We start from the raw sequence: 23,272 nt of genomic DNA, 5'->3' as shown, positions 1-23,272 counted from the left end.
TCAAAAATCCCATGTCTATCACTCCATGCGCCCCCAGCTGATTCAAGCCGCGGCAAGGTTGCACATGGGTCAATTCTCAATGACAATTTCTGCTGGTGCCGGGTCAGTTCTCAATGACAATCAACAGGTCAGGAATTCAGAGAACAGCACTATTCACCGCTTGGGCAGCTTTTTTTGAAAATCCGCGACCACGCCTATGTCAGCGCAACGATGTACTTCGCGGCGGAAAACATCACGTTCTCGTTGGGTATTCCCTTTGGCTTCAAAATCAACGGTACCGACTGGATGTTTCTTGGCGCATTTGCGGTAATTGTACTTCTGTTCTCATCCTTTGTCGCTGAATTGCCTATCTTGAAGGTCGCGCGACATGTGATCAGGAGCATCAGAACGCGCGTCACGTCGTAAAGGAGCGGAAAGGCGGCGGTCTGGCGAAATGGGCGGATTTTGATGAAAAACCCGGTGCCAGCTCGCAGTATAGCATGATCGAGGGCAAAGAGATCTGGAAGGAAAAGTTCGTGAACTGAACTTTACCTGACAGACGCCGCCGGAAAAACGGCCAACTGTCAGATCACATCTGAACGACTACACAATAGCGCCGCACGCCTTCACGTATAGTCATCGATGCTATCGTCCAAACTCTCGCCGGTCAGTTCACAGAAGGTTTTCAGCGCACCCTGAAGCGTGAAATATTGATGCTCGCTGCGGTGAACGAACAGCTCGCCTTGGATCGTGATCATGGCGACAGCCCAGTCTTTGATCGCGTTATCTTCAGGATTGTGAGTGAGAACCACCAGCCCGTCTTCTACGAGGGCGCATTGAACGACCAAGCTGTGGTAGATGTCGTTCCGGGCAAAAACCTGTCCGAAACGAAGGTTCTGGGCGTATCGCTCCAATCCATCTACTGACACAGCCTCCGGACATCCTGGAAACTCGGTCGGAACCCTCCACTTCACTTGGATCGCCGATGGCGTCAGGCTTTCATATTCTTCTGGCTCCGGATCGAAGTCAGCTCGCTCGCGGGTGCCGTAGAGCCACTCGCCGATTGCGCCGCCGCTCGGAACCGATCCGCTCTTCGCCCATGCCTCGAAGCGGGATCTTGTTCTGGCACCCTCTTCCTTGGTCACGGTCCGCATCCATGAGACGTCGGGAAAGGATGTCTCGTTTATGGGCTTGGATGGATATTTGAGAAACGCTTCTATTGACCCGTAAGCCAGCTCAATGCGGCGGGCAGTTGTTTCATTCAAGAGTGCGTTTTCCAGCCTCGTGAGCCAGCGTAGGTTCTCGGGCCTGTTATTCGCCCGATTGGTGTCGATGTGATCGACGACATGTTGATCGGAGGGTGGCGGGCCGTTGAAGGCGCTGCAAACGATACGATGGATCGGCACACCGGCCAGAAGATGGTAGCCGGTCATGAGGTTCTGGCGTCCGAAGGTCCACGTCTTGTCGAGCGGACGGGCGCGTTTTCGGAACTCGTTTAGTCGATAGACCGCGCCGTTGTCACGGACGCGATATCGCTCGCCGCGATATTCGACCTCGACTTCGGATTCATAGATTTCCAACAGGTGGTCATGCTCGCCCACAGGCGTTTTCGAGGATGGCATCTTGCTCTCCAGTGCAAGGGTGTCTGGGCCTTCTCCGATATGGTCCGGGGCCGGTTCTTGTTGGCAGATGTGAGATAGTGCGTCTGGCGCTGCCTTATGCTCTGGACGCACCAAAAGAATGTCGATTTTGCGAGGTGGGTGTCAAGGATAACCGGTGACAGTGCACATCCATCCGACGCCCGATAATGCGAGCTGCTCTAATGTCAGCTATGCGGGTTGCAGCCGCAGCATCAAAGCACGGTGCTGAGAGACCGGCGTGGGCCGGAAACGTTACTCCCCGCTTGTTGCATAATTACTCATGTCCTCGCGCCAGTAGATTCGGCTCAAGTCAGGTGGCATTGCCAGTAATGCCACGTTGGCATTTCTAAGCTTCATCGAAAGCGCCCCCTGTGGACGCTGTGTGACCAAGGCGAGTTCACCCAGGGATATGAAGCATGCTTGGAACTGCGCGATGCTATCAATTGTGATGACAGTCGTGCCGCGACGATAGCGACCAGAGGCATCCAAGCCACAGAGCATTCCGTGACGGACCAGATACCCGACGGTTTTGATTGTGATTCGTAGCTGCCGAGCGGTATCACTGACGGAAACACGGCTGCCATCTTGCCGTTCGGCCTTGTCCGCAAAATCGTTAGGCTGACACTCTGCTAGTCGAAAGCACGTCTTCTCACGCTCATACGCGGCGAGCATTTGCTCGGTGACAAAGTTCAATGCAATGATATTACCATCCGCAGCACGCTCTGCGAGACCACGGTAAATCAGATCCCTCGCATGATCCTTGGCAAAGCCCTTGAGTGGCAGAGATTTCCGAGAATTCGACGAAGCGATTCCATCCGATGGCACCCCAAGAACCAAGACACCTTTTCGTACTGAGAAGGTATCGAATATGTGCCGCCGCACGACGTCGCGCAGCGGCTCGAACTCGTCGCCGAGACTGCGACTTTTCAGCCATGCCATCCAAGGTCCAAGGAGCCGACCGAAAAATCTGCTATCTACGCCGTCTTCTTGAGCCATTGCCCCAAGGCAGTCCGCGAGAGCCGCGGGGCCGTCTTTCAATATGTCGTAGCCCTGAGCGCCATACCTCATCCATCCGCGCTCGCTGTGTCCCTTCAGCGCAGCATGTGGCCCCTTCGCAATACGCAGGCCCAGCACCTCACATGCGCGGGACGCCACATTGAGTTCCAGACGGTCAATCCATCGCTCGCCCCGCTCGCTCAGGATGCGGTTGGTGAGATACAATTCGAAAGCGCTGTGGTTCGCTTGCGCCACCGGCTGGTCCAAGATCCAGCCGTGATACTTCCGAAGCTGCGCCGCAAAATCTTTGGCATCCTTGTAGAATTTCTCGGCGGGGAGGCACACGAGCATGCATCCGTGATCCGGGCAACTTCGGATCGACGAAAATTTCCACTGGAGGCGACGCGGCACGCGCCACGACTCGGCCGCGGATGGAACCTCAGATCTCACACATTCTGGACAAACTCGGACGCGGGCGCGCTGGAAGCTCTGGAGGGAGGCAAATTCGTCGCGCAGGCGAAAATGGCCCTTGCCAAGATGACGGATAGACACCCGCTCCAATGCGGCCGCATCGCAACCGGCCAGTTGTGCCAACTGCTCTATGGCAAGCTTTTCACCTCGGAAGAGCGGATCGACCGGGAAAGCAATGTCACCGCAAAAAGCCCGCATGGAGCGGGCGCCATTCCTGGCCGCGAGCCGCGACAGCAAGGAGGATGCCGGCTCGAACGCGTCATGCGCCACCGTCAGCGGCAAAAGCGGAAAATCCGTTCCGGGGGTGGCAGGGAGGCTCTTGGCCACACTGGGCCTCCGCGATTTGATAAAGACACGACTGGCCTGACTTTATGATCGCAAGCCCAACTGGGCAACGTCACTCTACTATCGGAGTGATCAGCCTTTTGGGTCAGTTATATGTCACGAAAGTCGGTTTTGTCTGTCATCTGACAAGGGGGAAATGGCGGACCGAGGAGGATTCGAACCCCCGACCCCCTGATTCGTAGTCAGGTACTCTATCCAGCTGAGCTATCGGTCCACGGGGCAGGGATTACCGGCTGCGTTCCCGCTTGGCAAGGGGGGCGCTGAAGAAATTCTTTGCTTATCCGAAATCACCTTTGGGCAGCCGGATCAGGAACGTCGTGCCGTCATCTCCGGTCTGCTCCAGCGTCAGGGTGCCGCCATGGCCGCGCACCAGTTCGGCGGAAATCGTAAGGCCGAGGCCAGAGCCGCCCTTGCTGACGCCGCCCTGAAACGGTGTGAACAGATGTTCGCGCGCTTTGGGCGGCAGACCGGTGCCGGTGTCGCTGATGCGGATAAGGGTCGCGTCACCCGCATCCTCCGCCTGCACCGAAATTTCGCCAGGCTTGCCACTGGTTACGATGGCTTGCCGGGCGTTGCGCACCAGGTTGGCGATGACGCGATACATCTGCTCGGGATCGGCGCGCAGCTGAAATCCGGCGCTGACATCTTCGGAGAAGCTGATATCGGCCTCTCCTGCCGACAGGCGTTCGCTGTCGATCACATCGGTGACAATGTCCAGGAGCGCAAAGCGCGACAGGCGGGGCGGCGGCTCTTCGGCCTTGCCATAGGCGAGCGTGGATTCGCACAGGTTCACGGCGCGCGTGATGGACCCCACCAGCTTGGGCGCCATGCGTTTCACCATCGGATCCTGGGACGTCTCCAGCCGGTCGGTAAACAGTTGCGCGCTGGTCAGGATGTTGCGCAGATCGTGACTGACCTTGGCCACTGCACCGCCAAGGCCTGCCAGACGCTCCTTCTGGCGCAGCGCGCTGATCAGCTGAGTTTGCATCAGGGCCAGCGTCTCCTCGGCCTCGCGCAATTCGGTGATGGACGAGCTTGGAACCATGACGCCGCGCGCGTCCTCCGGCGCGCTGGCATAGGCCTTCATCGAGGTGACAACGCGGCTGATGGGACGCACCAGAAACACCCGTACGGCCAGAAACAGCAAAACAGCGGTGATGATGGAAATCACGGCAGACAGCACCAGAATGCGCAGCCCATAGTCGATCATGGCGGCGCGCAATGTGCCTGTCTCCAGCGTGATTTCAATCAGCATACCGGCGCTGCGCACGGGGACGCCGATAACGCGCACCACCTCGTCGCCGGGATGCCAAAGCCGCAGCAGGGCATCGCGGATCAGGACCGGCGCAGCCGCATCGCGCAGATCATATGTCGCCGCGATGGCCGACGGCAGCGGCGAGGACAGCACCAGCTGCCGCGCATCGTTGCGGCGCAGCACCACGTTGTAGACGCCCGCATTTTCCAGCAGCTCTTGCTCCAGCTCGGGGCTGATGTCCCCCCCGGCCAGATGCGCCAGCGACGCGATCTGCGCGCGCTCCAGCTTGGACAGCAGGAAATCCTCGCGAAAGCGCGCGATAGACGGCACAAAGATCAGCACTTCGGCCAGCATCACAAAGATGGCGGTCAGAATCAGGAAGCGGCCAGAGAGTGTATTCATCTACCGCCCTGCCCTTGCTATGGCAGCCAGCGCTGCACGCTGCGCACTGCACGTTTGACCCATAGACTTTCAAACAGGCGCGGACTGAAATAAGTTCCAGCCGCGCGCTTGTTTACCTCGCCAAGCGTTGGATAAGGGGCAACCATGGCCGCAATCTGACTCATCTTCATGTTGTTTGCCAGCGCCAATGCCCACAGGCCGATCAACTCGCCCGCTTGCGCGCCGGCGATGGACGCGCCCACCGGGCGGCCGCGCACCACCATCACCTTGATCAGGCCGGACGTTGCCCGCTCGGCAATCGCGCGGTCGTTATGGGCGTATTCATGGCGCACCACCTCCAGCCGCGCGCCGTGTTTCTTGCGCGCTTGGGCCTCGGTCAGGCCCACCTGCGCCAGTTCGGGCGCGGTGTAGGTGGCCCATGGGATATGCGCCGTCCTGGCTTTGGCCGGCAGGCCGAGCAGGGCCGAGCGGATCACAATCCCGGCGTGATAAGACGCAACATGGGTAAATTGCAGCCCGCCCGCCACATCGCCAATCGCATAAACGCGGCTGTTTGTGGTCTTCAGGCTGTCATCCACCCTGATACCGCGCGGCGTGGTCTCAATCCCCGCCTTGTCCAGTGCCAGCCGGTCCACGTTGCTTTTGCGTCCGGCGGCGATCAGCAGATGGCTGCCTTTGAAAACGCGGCCATCTTTCGCCGCAACCTCAACCGCGCCGGCACTGCCCCTGATTTCTGCGGCCAGCGCGCCCTCGACGATCTCCACGCCCTCGGCGCGCAGCGCGTCCAGCACGATAGCAGCGGTTTCAGGGTCGTCGGCGCCCAGCGCCCTGGCGCCTTCGATGACGGTGACACGGGCGCCCAGCCGCCGATGTGCCTGCGCCATTTCCATGCCAATCGGCCCGCCGCCGATGATCAGCAAATGCGCGGGCCGCGTTCGCAGATCGAACAGCGTCTCGTTGGTCAGATAGGGAACGCTGTCCAGCCCCGGAATGGGCGGCACCAGCGGGCCCGATCCTGTGGCGATCACAATGCGCCGCGCGGTGATCACCGTATCACCCGCCTGCACTTCGGTCGGGGAAATGAACGCGCCATATTCGCGGATCACCTGCACGCCCAACCCCTCGAACCGCTCTACACTATCGACGGGGGCGATGGTGGCGATGACGTCCTGCACATGGGCCATGACGGCGGCATAATCCACTTCGGGCGCCGCGCCGCCCACGCCAAAGGCGTTGGCCCGCGCTTGCGCCTGCGCCGCCTTGCCGGCCGCCAGCAGCGCCTTGGACGGAACGCATCCGTAATTCAGGCAATCGCCACCCATCCTGTGCCCCTCCAGCAGCACAACGCGCGCCCCCATCTGCACCGCGCCCGCCGCCATCGATAGCCCCGCAGAGCCGGCGCCGATGACCAGAATGTCCGTCTTGATGCTTTTCATTGGCTTAAATACCCTTCTTTCGGCGCAACGCCTTCAACAAGATCGGCAGTGCAGCCAGTGCGCTCAGCCCCAAAAGCGGGCCGATCACCTGCGGCTCCCACAGAAGGCTCAGATCAGGGCTGCCGCCACGGTCAAATACCTCGCCAACGCCCACCCCGATCCAGGTAAAGACCAGCGCACCGGGAATGATGCCCAAAACGGTTGTCAGCACAAAGTTGCGAAATTTCACGCCGACCAACGCCGGCAGCAGATTTGCCACGAAAAACGGCACCGCAGGCACCAGCCGCAACAGAAACAGAACACTGACCTCGTTTTCATGCAGCCCGTCTTTGATGCGTTTCAGGGTGCCGTCGCTTGCGTCCAATTTCGCCGCCAGCGTTTGACCCAGCCCCAGCCGGGCGGCCTGAAATATCGCGATGGCCCCCAATGAGGCCGCCACAACATTCGCCGCCGTGCCCCAGGCAAGCCCGAACAAAAATCCCCCGGTGACCGATGCCACAGCGGCGCCGGGCAGCGAAAACGCGACGATCAGCACATATATTCCGATAAATCCCGCGACCATGGCCGCAAAATGCGTGTCCCGGTAGGCCAGCAGCGCCTCGCGATTCTCGCGCAGCGTGTCAAAGCTGAGATAATCGCGCAGCGTAAATGCCCCTATTGCGGCAATCAGCACGATCAGCGCCAACGGCGCGTGGCGCAAAACGGGATGCTTGCGGCTCTGGCAGTCCTTGCTCGTCACGGATCGTCCCCTGTTGTGTGCCTTGCCGCTCTTAGATGACGCTATCGCGCGCGGTTGAATAGCCGTATCACGCGGCGTTGATCCGCCGTGACTATCGGCGCGCAAACATCCCTGGCGCATCTGCATGACTGCAAAGGCGCTTTTGTTGCAATAAACAGCGGCGCGGGGTTTGACTTGGACAAAGGCGCCCACTATAGACCGGGCTTCGGATATACCCGGATGCTGCGCGATTCCCCGGAATTGCACCAGTCCGCACAAAGTTTGGAGACGGAGCGATGAAACGCACCTTTCAACCCTCGAACCTGGTTCGCAAGCGGCGCCACGGTTTTCGTGCGCGTATGGCTACCAAAGCCGGTCGCAAGATCCTGAACGCACGCCGCGCGCGCGGTCGCAAGTCGCTGAGCGCATAAGCGCCAGCAGGCTGAACGACGTGATGACACCGCCGGAGCACCCCGATCGTCAGACCGGGCAGGCATCCCCGGCGGTTTTGTCGTGCGCAAAGATGGGTGTGACGGAACACCCCCTGACTGTGCTGAAAACGCGCAAGGAATTTCTGCGCGCTGCGCGGGCAGGTCGTCAGGGCACCAGTTCCATGATGGTTCAGGCCCGGCGCCGCACCGGTGATGAGGCTGCGGATGGCATCCGCGTCGGTTTTACCTGCTCGAAAAAGGTCGGCAACGCGGTTGCCCGCAACCGCGCCAAACGGCGCCTGCGCGAGGCTGCGCGCGCTGTTTTGCCAGGAAAAGGTGTGCCGGGGTGGGATTACGTCCTGATCGGCCGGGCCGAGGCGACGGCCAACCGACCCTTTGACGCGCTGAAAGGCGATCTGGCCTACGCGCTTCGCAAACTGCATGACAAGCAGACATGACCTTGCTTGCGCGGTGCCTTGCGCTGCCGGTTCGCGCCTACAGGCTTCTTTTCAGCCCATGGGTGGGGCATGGCTGCCGCTTTCACCCCACATGCAGCGCCTACGCGCTGGAGGCGCTGGAGCGTCACGGCGGCATTCGCGGCGCATGGCTGACCCTGCATCGCATCGCGCGCTGCAACCCGTGGGGCGGGTCGGGCATCGACAACGTGCCCGACTGATCCGCCCGCGCTTTGCTGTGCAGCGTTACTTGGTCTGCGTGATGACCCCGCAGGCCACACGCCCGCCAGCGCCTGCATCGGCTCCGTAACTATCGGCGTTCTCGTGAATGACAATGGCCGAGCCGTCCTCGTCCATCAGGGGGGCCGCGCCGTCTGCCACTGTCAGACGGCTGCTATAGAATTCCGCCATTGCCGTGCCATCGGCGGCAACGTGGATATTCGGCAAATCGCCCGCGTGCGCCCCACCATCGGCCATCAGGCCGTGGCCATTGCCGTCCGGCGCATAGTGATCGCCCGCCGCGGCAAAGCCATCCTCGCACGATCCCACCTCATGCACGTGAAAGCTGTGCCAACCCGGCGCAAGTCCGGTCAGTTCGGCGTGAAACAGCGTGCCGTTCGGCCCTTGGGTGATTGTGACATGGCCGGCATCCTGTCCGTCCTGTCCTTTCAGCATCGCCATGGCGCCGGCCTCTGCCACTGCCGTGCCGGCGGTCAAACCTGTGATAACGGTTGCCAGTATCAATCCTGAGCGGGTCATCGCGTATCCTTTCATCAACCATTCCTCCGGGTAACGCGCGGCTGGCCTGCTGCGTTCCAGTCTTGTTTGGGCGGCTTGGGTCCATTACAGCGGATTCATGCTCGATGATGCCGACGATATTCACCCGCTCTTTCACGGGGCGCCCCGCAGCACGGAATTCCGCAAGCTGCGCAAACGCATTGTGCGCCTGACGCGCGAGGCGGTGGATACCTATGGCATGGTGGACCGCGACGGTCCGCGCGCGCGCTGGCTGGTGTGCCTGTCCGGGGGCAAGGACAGCTATACATTGCTGGCCGTGCTGCACGAATTGCAATGGCGCGGCATTTTGCCGGTCGATCTGCTCGCGTGCAATCTGGATCAGGGCCAGCCCGGATTTCCCGCCACGGTCCTGCCCGAATTTCTGCAAAAAATGCAGGTCACCCACCGGATCGAATACAAGGACACCTATTCGATTGTCATGGATAAAATCCCCGCAGGGCGTACGTTCTGCGCGCTGTGCTCGCGGCTTCGGCGCGGTAATCTCTACCGCATCGCACGCGAGGAAGGCTGCACAGCGGTTGTGCTGGGACATCACCGCGATGACATCCTCGAAACTTTCTTCATGAACCTTTTCCACGGCGGGCGGCTGGCCACCATGCCGCCCAAGCTGGTCAACGAGGATGGCGATCTGTTCGTGCTGCGCCCCCTTGCCCATGTGGCCGAGGAGGATTGCGAGCGATTCGCGCGGGCGATGCAGTATCCGATCATTCCGTGCGATCTGTGCGGCAGTCAGGATGGTCTGCAACGCCAGCAGGTCAAACAGATACTGGACGGTTGGGAGGCAAACAGCCCCGGACGCCGCCAGGTGATGTTTCGCGCCCTGATGAATGCGCGCCCGTCACATTTGCTGGACCCCGATCTGTTTGATTTCACAACGCTTTCGCTGGGATCTGTAAAAAGCGACAGAGATTTCGGCGATATTCCACAGCTGCGTTAAGGGGCTGTTGAGAGGGCGTTCGTAGGGTGGCCGGGCAATCTGAAAAGGCGCTGCCCGATGTCCCTGCCACTCCGCCCGATACTGTCTGCTGTTCATGCCGGCCTTCGCGAAATTCCCGTCGTTCCGGCGCTGCTTGGCGTTTTGCCTGCGCTGGTGCTGGGCGGTTTCTGGCTGGGCGGCGAGGATTTGCTGATCATGATCGCTGTCGGATTTCCCGTTTGCCTGATCATTTCCGGCCCTGTGTGGGCCGCCCTGACCCGCGCGGCGCGGCAGGGCGATCCGAACGTCGACGAAGACGGATTTGATCAGGCGATAGAGGCGGCAGTGCGCGGTGCGGTGGCGACATCGCGCCGGACCGGGTGCATCCTGCTGGAGCTGGATGAATACGGCGCCCTGCGCGAAAGGGTTGGCAGCGGGCCCACCGATGCCGTGATGACGCAGCTGACCGATCGCTTGCGCTCGGCCGTGCGCAGCCGCGATACGGTCAGCCGGATTGAAGAGGCCATGTTCGCCGTCTGCGTGGCCCCGGTGCGCCAGCTGGACCTTGGAAACATGCTGCAGATGGCGGATCGCCTGCAATCCGCATTGGAGGCGCCGATTGCGCTGGACGGCACCAGCATTTACGTCACAGCGTCTGTCGGCCTTGCCATTGACACGGGCCTCAAAGGCACGTCCACGCAGGATCGCACCGGCGCGGCCTTGCTGAACTCCGCCACCGTCGCACTGGCCGAGGCACGGCGCCACGGCCCGTCCGCCACGCGCGCCTTCAGCCGCGACATGGCAGAGCCGGTCACAGGCTGCGATGACGGGCTGGTCGCCGAGGCCGTCGAGGCGCTGGAAAACGGCCAGATCCAGCCGTGGTATCAGCCGCAGATATCCACAGATACCGGCCAGATCAGCGGGTTCGAGGCGCTGGCCCGCTGGACCCACCCGGTACGCGGCGTCATTTCACCCGCCGAATTTCTGCCCGCCCTCCAGCAGGGCGCCAAGATGGAGCGTCTGGGCGAAATCATGCTGTACAATTCACTGGCAGCCCTGAAATCATGGGACGCCGCTGGGCTGGACGTGCCGCATGTCGGGGTCAACTTCTCCCCCGAGGAACTGCGCAATCCGGGCCTTGTGAAAAAAATCGAGTGGGAGCTGGACCGCTTCGACCTGCCGGCGAGCCGCCTCGCCGTCGAGATCCTGGAGAACGTCGTAGCCTCCACCCCCGACGATACGGTTGTGCATAATATCGCCGGACTGGCCCGGCTGGGATGCCAGATTGACCTTGATGATTTTGGCACCGGGCATGCCTCCATCTCGTCCATCCGGCGGTTTGATGTGCAGCGGCTGAAAATCGACCGGTCGTTTGTGATGAAGGTCGATTGCGACCCCGAACAACAGCGCATGGTGGCGGCGATCCTGACCATGGCCGAACAGCTGGGTCTGTCCACGCTTGCCGAAGGCGTCGAAACGTCCGGCGAACATGCGATGCTGGCGCAGCTGGGCTGCGGTCATGTTCAGGGCTTTGGCATCGGCCGCCCGATGCCACTGGACCGAACGGCGGAATGGGTTCGTTCACATCTGGCCAAGCTGGCCGAAGTGCCGCCGATCGGCCGCCGGATCAACTGATTTAAGGGTAAAACGCGGCGGCGAAGGGTCACGTTGCCCGGAATCTCCTTGACCTTTGTGGCCGCACTCTGTTGAACCACCCGTGACTTCCCAACAGATGAGTGGCTTCCAGGAATGGACGATCAGAACAAGAACCTAATCCTCGCCACCGCGCTGAGTTTCGTTGTAATCATGCTGTGGTTCGTGCTGTTTCCCGCGCCGGAGGCCCCTCCGGAGGATATCAGCGCGCCCGCGGCCACCAGCCAGCCCGTCGATGGCGTGGCAACCGAGCCGGGCATTGCCGCCGCGCCCGATGCGGTCGATGGCACCCCGCCCGCCGCCGAAGAGGCCGAGCCCCAGGTTGCCGATGCGCCCCGCGTCGAAATCGACACGCCCAGCCTGAAGGGCAGCATCTCGCTGCAAGGTGGCCGCATTGATCAGCTGTCCCTGAAAAACTACCGCGATACGATCGAGCCGGATTCCGACATCGTCGACCTTCTGTCACCGATCGGCAGCGCCGCACCCTATTATGCCCTGTTTGGCTGGGCGCCGGGCGCCGGCCTGACCCGCGATCTTGTGCCGGGCGCCAACACCGAATGGCAGGCCGAGGATGGCGCGAAACTGACGCCGGACACGCCGATCACGCTGACATGGGACAATGGCGCCGGTCTGGAATTCACGCGCACCATTTCCGTCGATGACAAGTTCATGTTCGACATTCAGCAATCGGCCCGCAACAGCGGCGATGGCACGGTATCCCTCGCACCCTATGGTATTCTCGCCCGCCACGGCCTGCCCGCAGATCTGAAGAATTTCTTCATCCTGCACGAGGGCGGCATCCGCATGGCAGATGGCGAATTGACCGAAACCGACTACGATGATTTCGATCCGGTCAACAACGTCAGCACCATCGCGGTCGAGCAGGCAGGCTGGACCGGCATCACCGACCAGTACTGGATGACAACGCTGATTCCGCGCGATACCGGCGGCTTCAACGTCACGACCTTGCATGATGCCAAGCGTGACATCTACCAGACGACCACACGCATGCCGACCCAGACGCTGGCCCCCGGCGAAAGCGCCAGCACCCGGCTCGAAGTGTTCGCCGGCGCCAAGGAATGGGCGACCATCCGTCACTATCAGAACGAAGACGGTGTCGACCGGTTTGTGGATTCTATCGACTGGGGCTGGTTTTTCTTCCTGACCAAGCCGATTTTCGCTGTGCTGCATTATCTGAACAACATGATCGGCAACATGGGCTGGGCCATCATCGGCCTGACCCTCATGATCAAGGCGCTTCTGCTGCCGCTGGCATACAAATCCTACGTGTCGATGGCCCGTATGAAAGAGCTTCAGCCGAAGATGGAAAAGCTGAAGGAAGAAGCCGGCGACGACAAGCAGAAGATGCAAAAGTCGATGATGGAGCTGTACAAGAAGGAAAAGGTAAACCCGGCATCGGGCTGCCTGCCGATCCTGTTGCAAATCCCGATCTTCTTCTCGCTCTACAAGGTGATTTTCGTCACGCTTGAACTTCGACACGCGCCATGGGTGGGCTGGATCGAAGACCTGAGCGCGCCGGACCCATCCTCGATCCTGAACCTTTTTGGTCTTCTGCCCTATGCCGCCCCCGGCGCCGATTCGCCGCTTGCCATCATATCGCTGGGCGTCTTGCCGATCCTTCTGGGCGTTTCGATGTGGCTTCAGCAGAAACTGAACCCGACACCGCAGGACGCGACGCAAAAGATGATCTTTGCGTGGATGCCTTGGGTCTTCATGTTCATGCTGGGCCAATTCGCCAGCGGTCTGGTTCTGTACTGGATTGCGAACAACACGATCACGTTCACGCAGCAATACGCGATCATGCGCAGCCAGGGCTACAAACCGGACGTCTTTGGCAATATCCGCGAGGGGTTCAGACGCAAACCGAAGGCCGAGGCGCCCGAGAAAGCAACGAAAAAAGACACGTGACACAGCGCGCCGCCCAACCGGGCGGCGCAATCGCCAGCCCTCCCGGAGGAAACCGGATAGCTGGTAAACAAGGCATTTACGCCGATACAAAGGTACTGTGATGGCCACGCTTCCCTTCCCCATTGCCGACGCACCGGACCCGGATGCGGCCGAGCGGGGCCGCATCCTGTTCGCCGGTGAGACGGATTTCCTGAAAGGTGTCGTTGCCATGTCCGGCCTGCCCGAGGCGGACCGGATCGAGGTATGCTTTGCCGGCAGGTCGAACGTTGGCAAATCAACCCTGATCAACGCGCTGACAGGCCGCAAGGCGCTGGCGCGCGCCTCCAACACCCCCGGCCGGACGCAGGAAGTGAACTTTTTCACGCTTGCCGACAGTCACTATCTGGTCGACCTGCCCGGCTATGGCTACGCAAACGCGCCGCTGCCGGTGGTGGAAAAATGGCAGGCGCTGCTGAAACGCTATCTTGCGGGTCGCCAGAATCTGCGCCGCGCCTTCGTGCTGATCGACACGCGCCATGGCGTCAAACCGGTGGATCACGAAATCATGTCGCTGCTGGACAGCGCGGCGGTCACCTTTCAGGTTGTCCTGACCAAGGCGGACAAGCTGCGCGGTACGGCGCTGGACGAAATTCTGGCGCAGGTGCGGGGCGAAATTGCGCGCCATCCTGCCGCCTTCCCCGAGATGATCCTGACCTCCAGCGAAAAGGGCGACGGTATCGCCACCCTGCGCGCGACCATCGCCGATCTGGTCTGAGCCTTGCGCCGCGCGTGTTGAGTGGCGATAACAGCCGTCAGCGAGGACCCAACAATGAAGCAACGCGATATGAACCGTGACTGGATTTCCACCGCCCGCACCCTGAGCGAGGCCCTGCCCTATTTGCAGCGCTACGACGAGGCTGTCGTCGTCATCAAATTCGGCGGTCACGCCATGGGCGACGCGGAGGCGATGGATACATTTGCGCGCGATGTGGTGCTGATGCGGCAGGTCGGCGTCAACCCGGTCATCGTGCATGGCGGCGGGCCGATGATCAACGACATGCTGGACAAGCTGGCGATCAAGTCCGAATTCGTGAATGGCAAGCGGGTGACGGATGCGGCCACCATGGAAGTGGTCGAAATGGTGCTTTCGGGGCGCGTCAACAAACGGATCGTGCAGGCGATCAACGCGCAAGGTGGCCGCGCCGTGGGCCTGTCGGGCAAAGACGCGCATCTGGTCACTTGCGATCCGGCTGATCCGGCGTTGGGGCTGGTCGGGGTGCCCAGCCAGATTGATCCGGCTATCCTCCACACGCTGTTTCGCGACGATGCGATCCCTGTGATCGCACCCTTGGGCGCCGGCCGCAATAGCGAGACGTATAACATCAACGGCGACACGATGGCCGGGGCGATTGCCGCCGCGCTCAAGGCGGATCGCCTGCTGCTGCTGACCGATGTGGACGGCGTGCGCGACGCAGAGGGCCACGTGATCACCGATCTTACCGCCGATCAGGTGCGCGCGATGACCGCAGATGGCACCATTTCGGGCGGAATGATCCCCAAGACGGAAACCGCACTGCACGCGATTGCGGGCGGCGTGCGGGCGGTCGTTATCCTGGATGGCCGCGTCCCGAACGCGCCCCTGCTGGAGCTGTTCACTGATCATGGCGCAGGTTCGATGATTCGCGCATGAGCGTGCCGGATTATGACAGCATTTCCCGCGCTGCCGAAGCCTACAGCCTTGATATCATGGGCGGCGTTCACGAGGACGGCACGACCGTCATCCTCCTAGGGCCGTCGCGCGGTTTCTGGCCGCTCATGCAGGCCGCCCCTGAAATGCAGGACGGCGCGCCCGACCCGATTGATCGCTGGTCGCTGCGGGTTATCGCCGATCTGGCCCGCAGGCTGGACGCTGCGCCGCTGTTTCCCTTCGGCGGACCACCCTATTCGCCCTTCCTGCGCTGGGCGATGGCGTCGGGGCGCGCGTGGCAAAGCCCGGCTGGCATGCTGGTGCACGACACTGCCGGGCTGATGGTATCCTATCGGGGCGCGCTACGATTTTCGCAGAAAATCGTCCTGCCCGAAACGGGCGAATCGCCCTGCCTGACCTGCGCGGACAAACCATGCATGACAGCCTGCCCGGTGGATGCGCTCAGCGCCGCGCGCGGCTATGATGTGGCCGCCTGTCATGCGTTTCTGGATACAGCGCCGGGCGATGACTGCCTGTCGCAAGGATGCAAGGCGCGGCGGGCCTGCCCGGTGTCGCAAGCGTTCGGCCGTGACCCACGGCAATCCGCCTTTCACATGTCATACTTCCACCGCTAAACTCTAGTGTCCCAGAATCTGACTCAGGAACAGCTTGGTGCGGTCCGATTTGGGGTTGCTGAAGAATTCCTCTGGCTCGTTCTGTTCGACGATCTGGCCTTGATCCATGAAAATCACGCGGTTGGCGACCTGGCGGGCGAATCCCATTTCGTGTGTGACGCACAGCATGGTCATGCCTTCCTCGGCCAGTTCGATCATCGTATCGAGAACCTCCTTGATCATCTCTGGGTCCAGCGCCGATGTCGGCTCGTCAAACAACATGATGCGCGGCTTCATGCACAGGCTGCGCGCGATGGCGACGCGCTGCTGCTGGCCGCCCGACAGCTGGCCGGGGTATTTATTCGCCTGATCGGGGATGCGCACCTTTTCCAGAAAATGCATGGCCGTCTTTTCCGCCTCGCGCTTGGGCTCCTTGCGGACCCAGATCGGCGCCAGCGTGCAGTTCTCCAGAATCGTCAGATGCGGGAACAGGTTGAAATGCTGAAAGCACATGCCGACCTCGCGGCGGATCTTGTCGATATTCTTGATGTCCGACGACAGGGTGATCCCGTCGACCTCGATCGTGCCTTTCTGATGCTCTTCCAGCGCGTTGATGCAGCGGATCAGCGTCGATTTGCCGGATCCCGACGGCCCGCAGATCACGATTCGCTCGCCCCGGTTTACGGTCAGGTCAATGTCACGCAGAACGTGGAACGCGCCGTACCATTTGTTCATCTTGCGGATCGAGATGGCGACCTCGTCCGAGACTTTCATATGTGCTTCGGCCATGCCCAAACCCCCTTTAGCGATGCCCGGTTGACAGCTGACGCTCCAACCATTGCGAATATTTCGAGATGCCGTAGCAAACGACGAAGAACAGCAGCGCGGCAAATCCGAACAGCTCCCAATAGACGCCGTTCCATTCGGCGGATGCCAGGATCGGCCCCCGGATCATGCCGACCAGATCGAACATCGAAATGACCGACACCAGCGTCGTATCCTTGAACAGCCCCACGGCGATATTGACGATGCCGGGGATCGAGATTTTCAGCGCCTGCGGCAGGATAATAAGGCGCATCGCCTGCGGATAATCCAGCCCCAGACTATCGCCCGCCTCATACTGCCCCTTGGGCAGTGCGGCCAGGCCGCCGCGAATCACTTCGGCGATATAGGCCGAGGCAAACAGCGTGATCATGATGATCACCCGCAGGATCAGGTCGAAACTGGTGCCGGGCGGCAAAAAATAGGCCAGCACCACATTGGCCACAAACAGCAGCGTGATCAGCGGCACGCCGCGAATGAATTCGATGAACACCACGCAGACCGCCTTGATCAGCGGCAGGTTCGATTGCCGCCCCAGCGCCAGCAGAATGCCCAGCGGAATCGACAGCGACAGGCAGGTCACGCCGAGGATCATGTTCAACATGAACCCGCCCATGTCGCGCGACGGCACCTCCTCCAGCCACGGCTGGGCGGGGGCGACCGCGTCGGTGATCATGCCGCCGATCCACCATGTCAGCGCGGCAACAGCGACGGCCGCGAAAATGCCCAGCGCAAACGACCCTTTGACCAGCCTTGCATAGGCGGCATAGCCTGCAACGAAGCCCAGCAGGGCAAAAACCGGCGTCAGGATCGTGCCGCCCCAGATCAGGTAATAGGCCACGAACGGGTAGAGCGCGGTGATGATCAGCAGCTTGCGCGGCAGCTTGAAGAACATGACCGGCGCGGCGGCGGCGAACAGCAGCAAGAAGGCAATGCCGGGCCGCCAGTATTGATCGCTGGGGTAGGTGAACCCGAACAATAGCTGGTTCCAGCGTTCGGTCAGCACCGAAAAGCAGCCCCCCACCTTGCCCTGCAACACCTCGCGGCAGGCGGTCAGGCTGGGCGTGGTCCAGACCCCGTTGATCAGCCACGGCAGGATCGCCACGCCAATCAGGTAGATGGCATAAAGCGCGGCAACCGTCAGCAGTGCGTTGACCCAAGTGCTGAACAGGTTTTCACGCATCCAGCGCACCGCACCGGTCTGCGCCACCGGTGGCGGCGATGCCGGGATTTCCGTGTCGCGGACAAAGGCAACGGATTGCGCATGTGTGTCTGACATCCTAGCGCTCCTTCAGCCGGACGGAGTTGTTGTAGATGTTCATCAATCCCGAAATCGTCAGCGAAATCGCCAGATAAAACAGCATCAGCAGCAGCACACATTCAATCGCGCGGCCCGTCTGGTTCAGCGTGATCCCCCCCAGCGTGGCGGTGATGTCGGCATAGCCGACGGCGATGGCCAGCGATGAATTCTTGGTCAGGTTCAGATATTGCGAGATCAGCGGCGGGATGATCACCCGCATCGCCTGCGGCAGGATCACAAGGCTCATGATGCGCCCCGGACGCAGGCCCAGCGCCGCCGCCGCTTCGGTCTGGCCTTGCGATACGGCCTGAATACCGGCGCGGACGTTTTCGGCGATAAACGCGCCCGTATAGATCGACAGCGCGAACCACAGCGCAATCAGCGGCGCGCCAATCTTGATCCCGCCGGCAAAGTTGAAGCCCCTCAGCGCGGGAATATCCAGACCGACAGGCCGCCCCAGCAGGAAAAACGCCGCGATTGTCGGGACGAACAGGATCAACAGCGACGGCCAGCCCATGGGCAACAGCCTGCCTGAGTCAAACAGCTGCTTCTTGGCATAAGCGCGATAGGCAAACACCGCCGCAATCGACAGGACAAAGACACCCGCGACAATCCCCGACCCCGCGTTCCAGATCGGCGCAGGGATGTAGATGCCCCGATTGGTAAAGGCGAACAGCCCGGCCAGCATCGTGCTATCGGGGGTTTCCCCGCGAAAGGCGCTGGGCGCGGGCAGCGATACCGTCATGATCGCATAGATGATCAGGATCCAGATCAGCACCGGCACATTGCGAAACGCCTCGACATAGGCGGCCATCAGGCGCGAGACGATCCAGTTCTTGCTAAGCCGCAGAACGCCCGCCGTAACGCCGAAAATCGTGGCGGTGATGCACCCCAGGACAGCGACCAGCAGGGTATTCAGGATACCCACCTTGGCCGCCTGCCAGTTTGACGATTGGCTGGAATAGGGGATCAGCGTCTGCCCCACATCATACCCGGCGGTATCAGCCAGAAACCCGAATGAAAAGGTCAGCCCGGCCGTGCGCAGGTTCGTTACCAGATTGCTGCCCAGACGCCACAGCACCAATGACAGCAAGATGAACACGATAACCTGAAAGGTGATGGCCCGGTAGCGCGTATCGCTGAGCAGTTGCGACACGTGAAACCCGCCCTTTTCGGGGTCGGTATAGGTTGTCATTAAACTTCCCTGAATTTTCGGAACGCTCTGATGCGGGGGCGGTTTGTCCGCCCCTCACAAGGCCCGAAATTGTTTTTGGACGTTTCTTATACGATCAAGGGGCGCGGTCATCCCGCGCCCCTTGGCGTCATTGAGTTAGCGGAAGGGCGGCGCGTAGAGCAGGCCGCCATCTGTCCACTGGGCGTTCAGCCCGCGTGCCAGACCGATGGGGGACGCTTCGCCGATGTTCTTCTCAAAGATCTCGCCGTAGTTGCCGCCCGCCATGATCGCGTTCTTGGCCCAGTCGGCGCTCAGGCCCAGCTGCTCGCCCAGATTGCCTTCGGTGCCGAGGATGCGGTTGATCTCGGGCGCGTCGCCGGCCTGTGCCGACAGCTCGCCGATATTGGCGCTGGTGATGCCCGCCTCTTCGGCGGCGATCAGCGCGTTCAGCGTCCAGCGCACCACGTCGGCCCATTCATTGTCGCCGTGGCGAACCAGCGGGGACAGCGGCTCTTTCGAGATGATTTCCGGAAGCAGCACGTGATCGCCCGGCGATTCGAACGTGGCGCGGTTGGATGCCAGACCCGACATATCGGTTGTGTAGGCATCGCAGGCACCGGCCAGATATTGCTGCTGGCCTTCGGCATTGGTTTCGATCGGGACGGGATCGTAGCTGATGTTGTTCTTGCGGAAATAATCGGCAAGGTTCAGTTCGGTCGTGGTGCCGGTCTGGACGCAGATTGTCGCGCCGTTCAGATCCTTGGCCGATGTCACGCCCAGTTCCTTGGGTACCATGAAGCCCTGACCGTCATAGTAGTTCACGCCGATGAAATCGAATTTCAGGTCCACATCGCGGCTGAACGTCCAGGTCGTGTTGCGCGCAAGCACGTCAATCTCGCCCGAGGACAGCGCGGTAAAGCGGGTTTTTCCGGTGGTCGGCACAAATTGAATCGCAGTCGGATCCCCCAGAACAGCCGCCGCCAGGGCACGGCACATCGCCACGTCAAAACCTTGCCATTCGCCGTTCGCATCCGGCGCGCCAAAGCCGACAAGCCCGGTCACAACACCGCAGTTCAGCGTGCCGCGCGCCTTGACATCGTCCAGCGTCCCGGCGGCAGCGACGCCAGCGGACGCCCCGGCCAGCGCCAGCACGCCAACAAATACGGATTTCTTCATGTTTACCTCTTCCTGATTATCCACCCTTGGATCCCGGATGGTTTAATTGGTCCGAATCGAACCAAAGCAAAACTGTAAGGATGCACTCCTCAGCGCATCCAAGTCTGGCGGAAATCATTGCAACAGGTCAAGGGGCGCATTCGGGAAAATGGTCGCAACCGGGCAGGTTACCATGGGGCAGGACGCAGCTTTCGGGTGTTTATTCACTCAGAAGAAGGAAAAATTCCTTAGCGTGTAGAAAAGCCGCGCGCTTGACGGCGGCCATTTCCTCGGCCTGATCGTCGGCGCCCCACAATTCAGCCTGCCACGCCTCGTCCAGCCGCGAAATCTGCCAGAGCGTCGGCGTGTCGCGGGCGTCCAGTGTGGCCGCAAGCCCGATAATCAGCGATCCGGACAGGGCCACCAGATCATGCAGCGCCGTCAATGCGAAATTATCATGCGCATGGACCCGCGCGCGCAAGACATCCAGCGCCGCCGGATCCTGCGCCACAGGCATGACGCCCGGCACGGTGCGCAGCCGCACGCCCAGCGCGGTATCGGCCCAGTCCAGCAGCGGATCCCACTCCTCGGACTGGCGCAGGACCAGTTCCTGCGGGCTGGTGGCGCGGTAGCAAAGCAGATCCGTCTCGCCATAGGCGGCGATCATGTCGGCCACTTCGGCGTGTTGATGCGCGACCTTGTCGATGGCCGCGTTGGCCGACCGGGTCATCGGCATGACGCGCGGATCGATCTTTTCCGCGACCGCGTTCCATTCGCCTGCAATGGCCTGGGCCAGCGCGCGGGTCGGCACGGCCAGCGGCGCCTTGGCCGGGGTTTTGACCGCGCGGCCATCCAGCGCAATGCCGTAGCCTGCGCCAATTTCAGTTACGTCGGCACTTTTCCAGAATCGTTTGGCCGCCCATTCGCTCATGCTGCTCGCTCCCACATCTGCGACAGCGCGCCGGGCAGGTCGCCCCAGCTGGCCAGCATGTGATCGGCCCGCAGATCTGCGGCGGGGTGATAGCCCCATTCAACGCCAATGCTGCGCAGACCGGCCGCGCGCGCCATGTCCATGTCATATGTCGTATCGCCGATCATCACCGCGTCGGCTGCGTTGCTGCCGGTTTCTGACAGCGCCGCGTGCAACATGGCGGGGTGCGGTTTGGACGGATGGTGATCGGCCACCTGCTGCGTGATGAACATGCCGGTCAGGCCGTGCCCCTCCAGCAGTTTGTCCAGCCCGCGCCGCGATTTGCCGGTGGCCACGCCCAGCAGCAGATCGTCGCGCGCCGCCAGCGCCTCCAGCATGTCGCGTGTGCCGGGATATAGCGGCGAGGATTGCGCTGCGCCCGCCTGCGCGCGCAGGCTCATGTAGCTGCGTTTATACCCCTCAACCAGCGCATCATGCGCGCCCGCGTCCAGCTCCGGTGCCAGCCGCGCCATGGCCGCGTGCAGCGACAAACCGATGATGCGGGTGATCGCCGCCCGCTGTGGCGCAGGCGCGCCAAGCTCGGCAAAGGCGTGGTGCATGGAGGCAACAATATCGCCCTGACTGTCGACCAGCGTGCCGTCCACGTCGAAAATGATCAGGCGCAGCGGTGCCGTCATTCCAGATCCTCGAACGGGTCGGCCGGCACGTCGGCGGGTGACCATTGGAACGTGTCCCAGGTATGCTGCATATGCGGCGGCAGCGGCGCGGTCAGATGCAGTATGGCGCGGGTGACGGGATGTTCGATCTTCAGCGAGCGGGCATGCAGGTGCAGCTTTTTCGAGATGTCGCCGCCCAGCTGCGCGCCCCAGCCATCGCCAAGGTTCTCCTGCCCCGAGCCGCCATATTTACCGTCGCCGACCACCGGATGACCCAGCTCGGCCATGTGGGCGCGCAACTGATGCGTGCGGCCCGTGATCGGCACCAGCGCGCACCACGACGCGCGCGCGCCGACCGCCTCCAGCACCGCATAATCGGTGGTGGCGTGTTTGGCGCCGGGGGTGTCGTCCACGTCGCGCGGATGGATCGCGTGCATCTTCTCGCCCTCGCCCTTGGCGCCGTGGCCGGGCGCCTTGACCAATCCGAACTTGATCGTGCCCATGCGCGGGGTCGGCACGCCGGCAACGGCGGCCCAATAGAGCTTGCGCGTATTGCGATGGCGAAACGCGGCGGTCAGCCCCTTGGCCGCCTCGCGCGTGCGGGCCAGCATCAAAACGCCCGACGTATCCTTGTCCAGCCGATGCACCAGTCGCGGCTTTTCCTCCAGGCCAAAGCGCAGCGCCTCGGCCAGACCGTCGACATGGCGCGTGGTTTTCGAGCCGCCCTGCACCGGCAATCCCGGCGGCTTGTTCAGCGCGATCACATGCTCGTCGCGGTAGATCACGCAGGCGCGGATCATCGCCGCATCGGCATCGGTGATGTGCGCGCGCGCCCGTGCCGTCGCCTCGGCGGCATCGGGCAGCGGCGGGATGCGCACCGCCTGCCCCGTGGTCAGCCGTGTGGCCGCCTTGACCCGGCCGCCATCGACGCGCAGATCGCCCTTGCGGCACATCTTTTCGATGCGCCCCTGCTGCAAATGCGGAAACTGGCGGCGCAGCCAGCGGTCCAGCCGCTGATCGTTATCGTCCTTTGAGACATAGATCGTTTGCACGCCGCTCATGCCAGCATCCCTCGCATTACCCAAAATCCCAAGCCCAGCGCGCCAATCGACAGCCCCACCGACAGGGCAATATACAGCAGCGCCGCCGCCATATCCCCCCGTTCAATCAGCGTCACCGCCTCCAGCGAGAACGCCGAAAAGGTGGTGAACCCACCCAAAACCCCCGTCATCACGAACGGGTTCAGCGCGCCCTGCCCGCGCGCCAGCGACCAGACCGCAAAGGCGCCCATCAGGAACGACCCGATGATATTGACCGATATCACGCCCCACGGCAGGCCCGGCAGCGCCATGCGCGCCACCCACAGCCCCGCGCCATAGCGCAGGCTGGCGCCGATCGCACCGCCGATGGCGACGTGAAGGAAGGTCATGAACATGGCCGCTCTGTCGCGCGGCACCCCGCATTTGTCAAGCGGCGCAGATCGCGCCGCATCTGCACAAACCGCTTGTCTGTCTGGCCCTGTGATCGCTA

Annotated in this window: 24 protein-coding genes and 1 tRNA gene; 10 read left to right on the top strand and 15 right to left on the bottom strand. The window is 61.8% G+C overall.

All coding sequences use genetic code 11. The annotated features are described in order from the left end of the window. Positions 1–174: 174 nt before the first annotated feature. On the top strand, positions 175–405 hold the full coding sequence (locus DQ230_RS03690) for a hypothetical protein (RefSeq protein WP_113911142.1): 231 nt from the start codon (positions 175–177) through the stop codon (positions 403–405). A gap of 200 nt (positions 406–605) precedes the next feature. Here the strand turns inward: DQ230_RS03690 and DQ230_RS03685 are convergent, their stop codons facing one another. The 6 genes from DQ230_RS03685 to DQ230_RS03660 all read right to left on the bottom strand — a co-directional run bounded on the left by DQ230_RS03685 (position 606) and on the right by DQ230_RS03660 (position 7,263). After that, the gene (locus tag DQ230_RS03685) at positions 606–1,601 is read right to left on the bottom strand and encodes an HNH endonuclease signature motif containing protein (protein WP_113911141.1); all 996 of its coding nucleotides are present in this window, start codon (positions 1,599–1,601) and stop codon (positions 606–608) included. A 270-nt stretch (positions 1,602–1,871) separates the two neighbouring features. After that, a complete protein-coding gene (locus DQ230_RS03680) occupies positions 1,872–3,413 on the bottom strand; it encodes a TniQ family protein (RefSeq protein WP_238987409.1) in 1,542 nt (513 codons plus the stop codon). Between the two features lie 155 nt (positions 3,414–3,568). Then, positions 3,569–3,645 (bottom strand) — tRNA-Arg (locus DQ230_RS03675). Positions 3,646–3,708: 63 nt separating this feature from the next. After that, positions 3,709–5,088, bottom strand: a complete 1,380-nt coding sequence (locus tag DQ230_RS03670) for a sensor histidine kinase (RefSeq protein ID WP_113911140.1) — start codon at positions 5,086–5,088, stop codon at positions 3,709–3,711. Positions 5,089–5,105: 17 nt separating this feature from the next. Beyond that, positions 5,106–6,524, bottom strand: coding sequence for a dihydrolipoyl dehydrogenase family protein (locus tag DQ230_RS03665; protein WP_113911139.1), 1,419 nt, complete (start codon positions 6,522–6,524; stop codon positions 5,106–5,108). A gap of 4 nt (positions 6,525–6,528) precedes the next feature. After that, on the bottom strand, positions 6,529–7,263 hold the full coding sequence (locus DQ230_RS03660; protein ID WP_238987408.1) for a TVP38/TMEM64 family protein: 735 nt from the start codon (positions 7,261–7,263) through the stop codon (positions 6,529–6,531). A 275-nt stretch (positions 7,264–7,538) separates the two neighbouring features. On the opposite strand from DQ230_RS03660, the gene rpmH reads away from it, so the two are divergent. From rpmH to yidD, 3 genes are read left to right on the top strand one after another with little or no spacing between them, the layout of a single operon-like run. Next, positions 7,539–7,673, top strand: a complete 135-nt coding sequence (gene rpmH, locus DQ230_RS03655) for a 50S ribosomal protein L34 (RefSeq protein WP_012177012.1) — start codon at positions 7,539–7,541, stop codon at positions 7,671–7,673. Positions 7,674–7,696: 23 nt separating this feature from the next. Beyond that, positions 7,697–8,131: a ribonuclease P protein component gene (rnpA, locus tag DQ230_RS03650; RefSeq protein ID WP_113911138.1), complete on the top strand. Its 435-nt coding sequence runs from the start codon at positions 7,697–7,699 to the stop codon at positions 8,129–8,131. After that, positions 8,128–8,349: a membrane protein insertion efficiency factor YidD gene (gene yidD, locus DQ230_RS03645; protein WP_113911137.1), complete on the top strand. Its 222-nt coding sequence runs from the start codon at positions 8,128–8,130 to the stop codon at positions 8,347–8,349. The genes rnpA and yidD overlap by 4 nt, the downstream gene beginning before the upstream one ends. 25 nt (positions 8,350–8,374) lie before the next feature. On the opposite strand, the gene DQ230_RS03640 is transcribed toward yidD, so the two are convergent. Beyond that, the gene (locus DQ230_RS03640) at positions 8,375–8,887 is read right to left on the bottom strand and encodes a superoxide dismutase family protein (RefSeq protein WP_238987407.1); all 513 of its coding nucleotides are present in this window, start codon (positions 8,885–8,887) and stop codon (positions 8,375–8,377) included. Between the two features lie 97 nt (positions 8,888–8,984). Between DQ230_RS03640 and ttcA the strand changes: the two genes are divergently transcribed. The 6 genes from ttcA (at position 8,985) to DQ230_RS03610 (ending at position 15,725) form a co-directional block, all read left to right on the top strand. Further along, positions 8,985–9,863: a tRNA 2-thiocytidine(32) synthetase TtcA gene (gene ttcA, locus DQ230_RS03635; protein ID WP_113911136.1), complete on the top strand. Its 879-nt coding sequence runs from the start codon at positions 8,985–8,987 to the stop codon at positions 9,861–9,863. Between the two features lie 57 nt (positions 9,864–9,920). Next, complete coding sequence (locus DQ230_RS03630; RefSeq protein WP_113911135.1) at positions 9,921–11,477, top strand: putative bifunctional diguanylate cyclase/phosphodiesterase; 1,557 nt, start codon at positions 9,921–9,923, stop codon at positions 11,475–11,477. Between the two features lie 114 nt (positions 11,478–11,591). Beyond that, a complete protein-coding gene (gene yidC, locus DQ230_RS03625; RefSeq protein WP_113911134.1) occupies positions 11,592–13,424 on the top strand; it encodes a membrane protein insertase YidC in 1,833 nt (610 codons plus the stop codon). A gap of 100 nt (positions 13,425–13,524) precedes the next feature. Continuing rightward, entirely contained in the window at positions 13,525–14,178 is a 654-nt protein-coding gene (gene yihA / locus DQ230_RS03620) for a ribosome biogenesis GTP-binding protein YihA/YsxC (RefSeq protein ID WP_113911133.1), read from the top strand. Between the two features lie 54 nt (positions 14,179–14,232). After that, positions 14,233–15,093: an acetylglutamate kinase gene (argB, locus tag DQ230_RS03615; RefSeq protein WP_113911132.1), complete on the top strand. Its 861-nt coding sequence runs from the start codon at positions 14,233–14,235 to the stop codon at positions 15,091–15,093. Beyond that, complete coding sequence (locus tag DQ230_RS03610) at positions 15,090–15,725, top strand: ferredoxin (RefSeq protein WP_113911131.1); 636 nt, start codon at positions 15,090–15,092, stop codon at positions 15,723–15,725. Before argB ends, DQ230_RS03610 begins: the two co-directional genes overlap by 4 nt. Before the next feature lie 3 nt (positions 15,726–15,728). On the opposite strand, the gene DQ230_RS03605 is transcribed toward DQ230_RS03610, so the two are convergent. The 8 genes from DQ230_RS03605 to crcB all read right to left on the bottom strand — a co-directional run bounded on the left by DQ230_RS03605 (position 15,729) and on the right by crcB (position 23,177). Continuing rightward, positions 15,729–16,493 (bottom strand): amino acid ABC transporter ATP-binding protein, encoded by a 765-nt coding sequence (locus DQ230_RS03605; protein ID WP_113911130.1) that lies wholly within the window; start codon positions 16,491–16,493, stop codon positions 15,729–15,731. Positions 16,494–16,506: 13 nt separating this feature from the next. Further along, positions 16,507–17,805, bottom strand: a complete 1,299-nt coding sequence (locus tag DQ230_RS03600) for an amino acid ABC transporter permease (RefSeq protein ID WP_113911129.1) — start codon at positions 17,803–17,805, stop codon at positions 16,507–16,509. A gap of 1 nt (position 17,806) precedes the next feature. Beyond that, positions 17,807–19,021, bottom strand: coding sequence for an amino acid ABC transporter permease (locus DQ230_RS03595; protein ID WP_113911128.1), 1,215 nt, complete (start codon positions 19,019–19,021; stop codon positions 17,807–17,809). 135 nt (positions 19,022–19,156) lie between these two features. Then, entirely contained in the window at positions 19,157–20,176 is a 1,020-nt protein-coding gene (locus DQ230_RS03590; protein ID WP_113911127.1) for an amino acid ABC transporter substrate-binding protein, read from the bottom strand. Between the two features lie 199 nt (positions 20,177–20,375). Next, entirely contained in the window at positions 20,376–21,086 is a 711-nt protein-coding gene (locus tag DQ230_RS03585; protein WP_113911126.1) for an ATP12 family chaperone protein, read from the bottom strand. Beyond that, on the bottom strand, positions 21,083–21,763 hold the full coding sequence (locus DQ230_RS03580; RefSeq protein ID WP_113911125.1) for an HAD-IA family hydrolase: 681 nt from the start codon (positions 21,761–21,763) through the stop codon (positions 21,083–21,085). Before DQ230_RS03580 ends, DQ230_RS03585 begins: the two co-directional genes overlap by 4 nt. Continuing rightward, a complete protein-coding gene (locus DQ230_RS03575) occupies positions 21,760–22,803 on the bottom strand; it encodes an RluA family pseudouridine synthase (RefSeq protein ID WP_113911124.1) in 1,044 nt (347 codons plus the stop codon). The genes DQ230_RS03580 and DQ230_RS03575 overlap by 4 nt, the downstream gene beginning before the upstream one ends. Beyond that, positions 22,800–23,177 (bottom strand): fluoride efflux transporter CrcB, encoded by a 378-nt coding sequence (gene crcB / locus DQ230_RS03570; RefSeq protein WP_113911123.1) that lies wholly within the window; start codon positions 23,175–23,177, stop codon positions 22,800–22,802. Before crcB ends, DQ230_RS03575 begins: the two co-directional genes overlap by 4 nt. Positions 23,178–23,272 lie beyond the last annotated feature (95 nt).

The organism is Roseovarius dicentrarchi, assembly GCF_003316635.1.
GTDB lineage: Bacteria > Pseudomonadota > Alphaproteobacteria > Rhodobacterales > Rhodobacteraceae > Roseovarius > Roseovarius dicentrarchi.
This window is presented reverse-complemented; position numbering and strand designations above follow the sequence as displayed.

Bases quoted from the DNA above. Each gene is read 5' to 3' on its own strand.
- crcB (WP_113911123.1), bottom strand. From the start codon at position 23,177: ATGTTCATGACCTTCCTTCACGTCGCCATCGGCGGTGCGATCGGCGCC.
- DQ230_RS03580 (WP_113911125.1), bottom strand. From the start codon at position 21,763: ATGACGGCACCGCTGCGCCTGATCATTTTCGACGTGGACGGCACGCTG.
- argB (WP_113911132.1), top strand. From the start codon at position 14,233: ATGAAGCAACGCGATATGAACCGTGACTGGATTTCCACCGCCCGCACC.
- rnpA (WP_113911138.1), top strand. From the start codon at position 7,697: ATGACACCGCCGGAGCACCCCGATCGTCAGACCGGGCAGGCATCCCCG.
- yidD (WP_113911137.1), top strand. From the start codon at position 8,128: ATGACCTTGCTTGCGCGGTGCCTTGCGCTGCCGGTTCGCGCCTACAGG.
- DQ230_RS03630 (WP_113911135.1), top strand. From the start codon at position 9,921: ATGTCCCTGCCACTCCGCCCGATACTGTCTGCTGTTCATGCCGGCCTT.
- yihA (WP_113911133.1), top strand. From the start codon at position 13,525: ATGGCCACGCTTCCCTTCCCCATTGCCGACGCACCGGACCCGGATGCG.
- DQ230_RS03665 (WP_113911139.1), bottom strand. From the start codon at position 6,524: ATGAAAAGCATCAAGACGGACATTCTGGTCATCGGCGCCGGCTCTGCG.
- DQ230_RS03590 (WP_113911127.1), bottom strand. From the start codon at position 20,176: ATGAAGAAATCCGTATTTGTTGGCGTGCTGGCGCTGGCCGGGGCGTCC.
- rpmH (WP_012177012.1), top strand. From the start codon at position 7,539: ATGAAACGCACCTTTCAACCCTCGAACCTGGTTCGCAAGCGGCGCCAC.
- DQ230_RS03595 (WP_113911128.1), bottom strand. From the start codon at position 19,021: ATGACAACCTATACCGACCCCGAAAAGGGCGGGTTTCACGTGTCGCAA.
- yidC (WP_113911134.1), top strand. From the start codon at position 11,592: ATGGACGATCAGAACAAGAACCTAATCCTCGCCACCGCGCTGAGTTTC.
- DQ230_RS03670 (WP_113911140.1), bottom strand. From the start codon at position 5,088: ATGAATACACTCTCTGGCCGCTTCCTGATTCTGACCGCCATCTTTGTG.
- ttcA (WP_113911136.1), top strand. From the start codon at position 8,985: ATGCTCGATGATGCCGACGATATTCACCCGCTCTTTCACGGGGCGCCC.
- DQ230_RS03640 (WP_238987407.1), bottom strand. From the start codon at position 8,887: ATGACCCGCTCAGGATTGATACTGGCAACCGTTATCACAGGTTTGACC.
- DQ230_RS03600 (WP_113911129.1), bottom strand. From the start codon at position 17,805: ATGTCAGACACACATGCGCAATCCGTTGCCTTTGTCCGCGACACGGAA.
- DQ230_RS03685 (WP_113911141.1), bottom strand. From the start codon at position 1,601: ATGCCATCCTCGAAAACGCCTGTGGGCGAGCATGACCACCTGTTGGAA.
- DQ230_RS03610 (WP_113911131.1), top strand. From the start codon at position 15,090: ATGAGCGTGCCGGATTATGACAGCATTTCCCGCGCTGCCGAAGCCTAC.
- DQ230_RS03605 (WP_113911130.1), bottom strand. From the start codon at position 16,493: ATGGCCGAAGCACATATGAAAGTCTCGGACGAGGTCGCCATCTCGATC.
- DQ230_RS03575 (WP_113911124.1), bottom strand. From the start codon at position 22,803: ATGAGCGGCGTGCAAACGATCTATGTCTCAAAGGACGATAACGATCAG.
- DQ230_RS03585 (WP_113911126.1), bottom strand. From the start codon at position 21,086: ATGAGCGAATGGGCGGCCAAACGATTCTGGAAAAGTGCCGACGTAACT.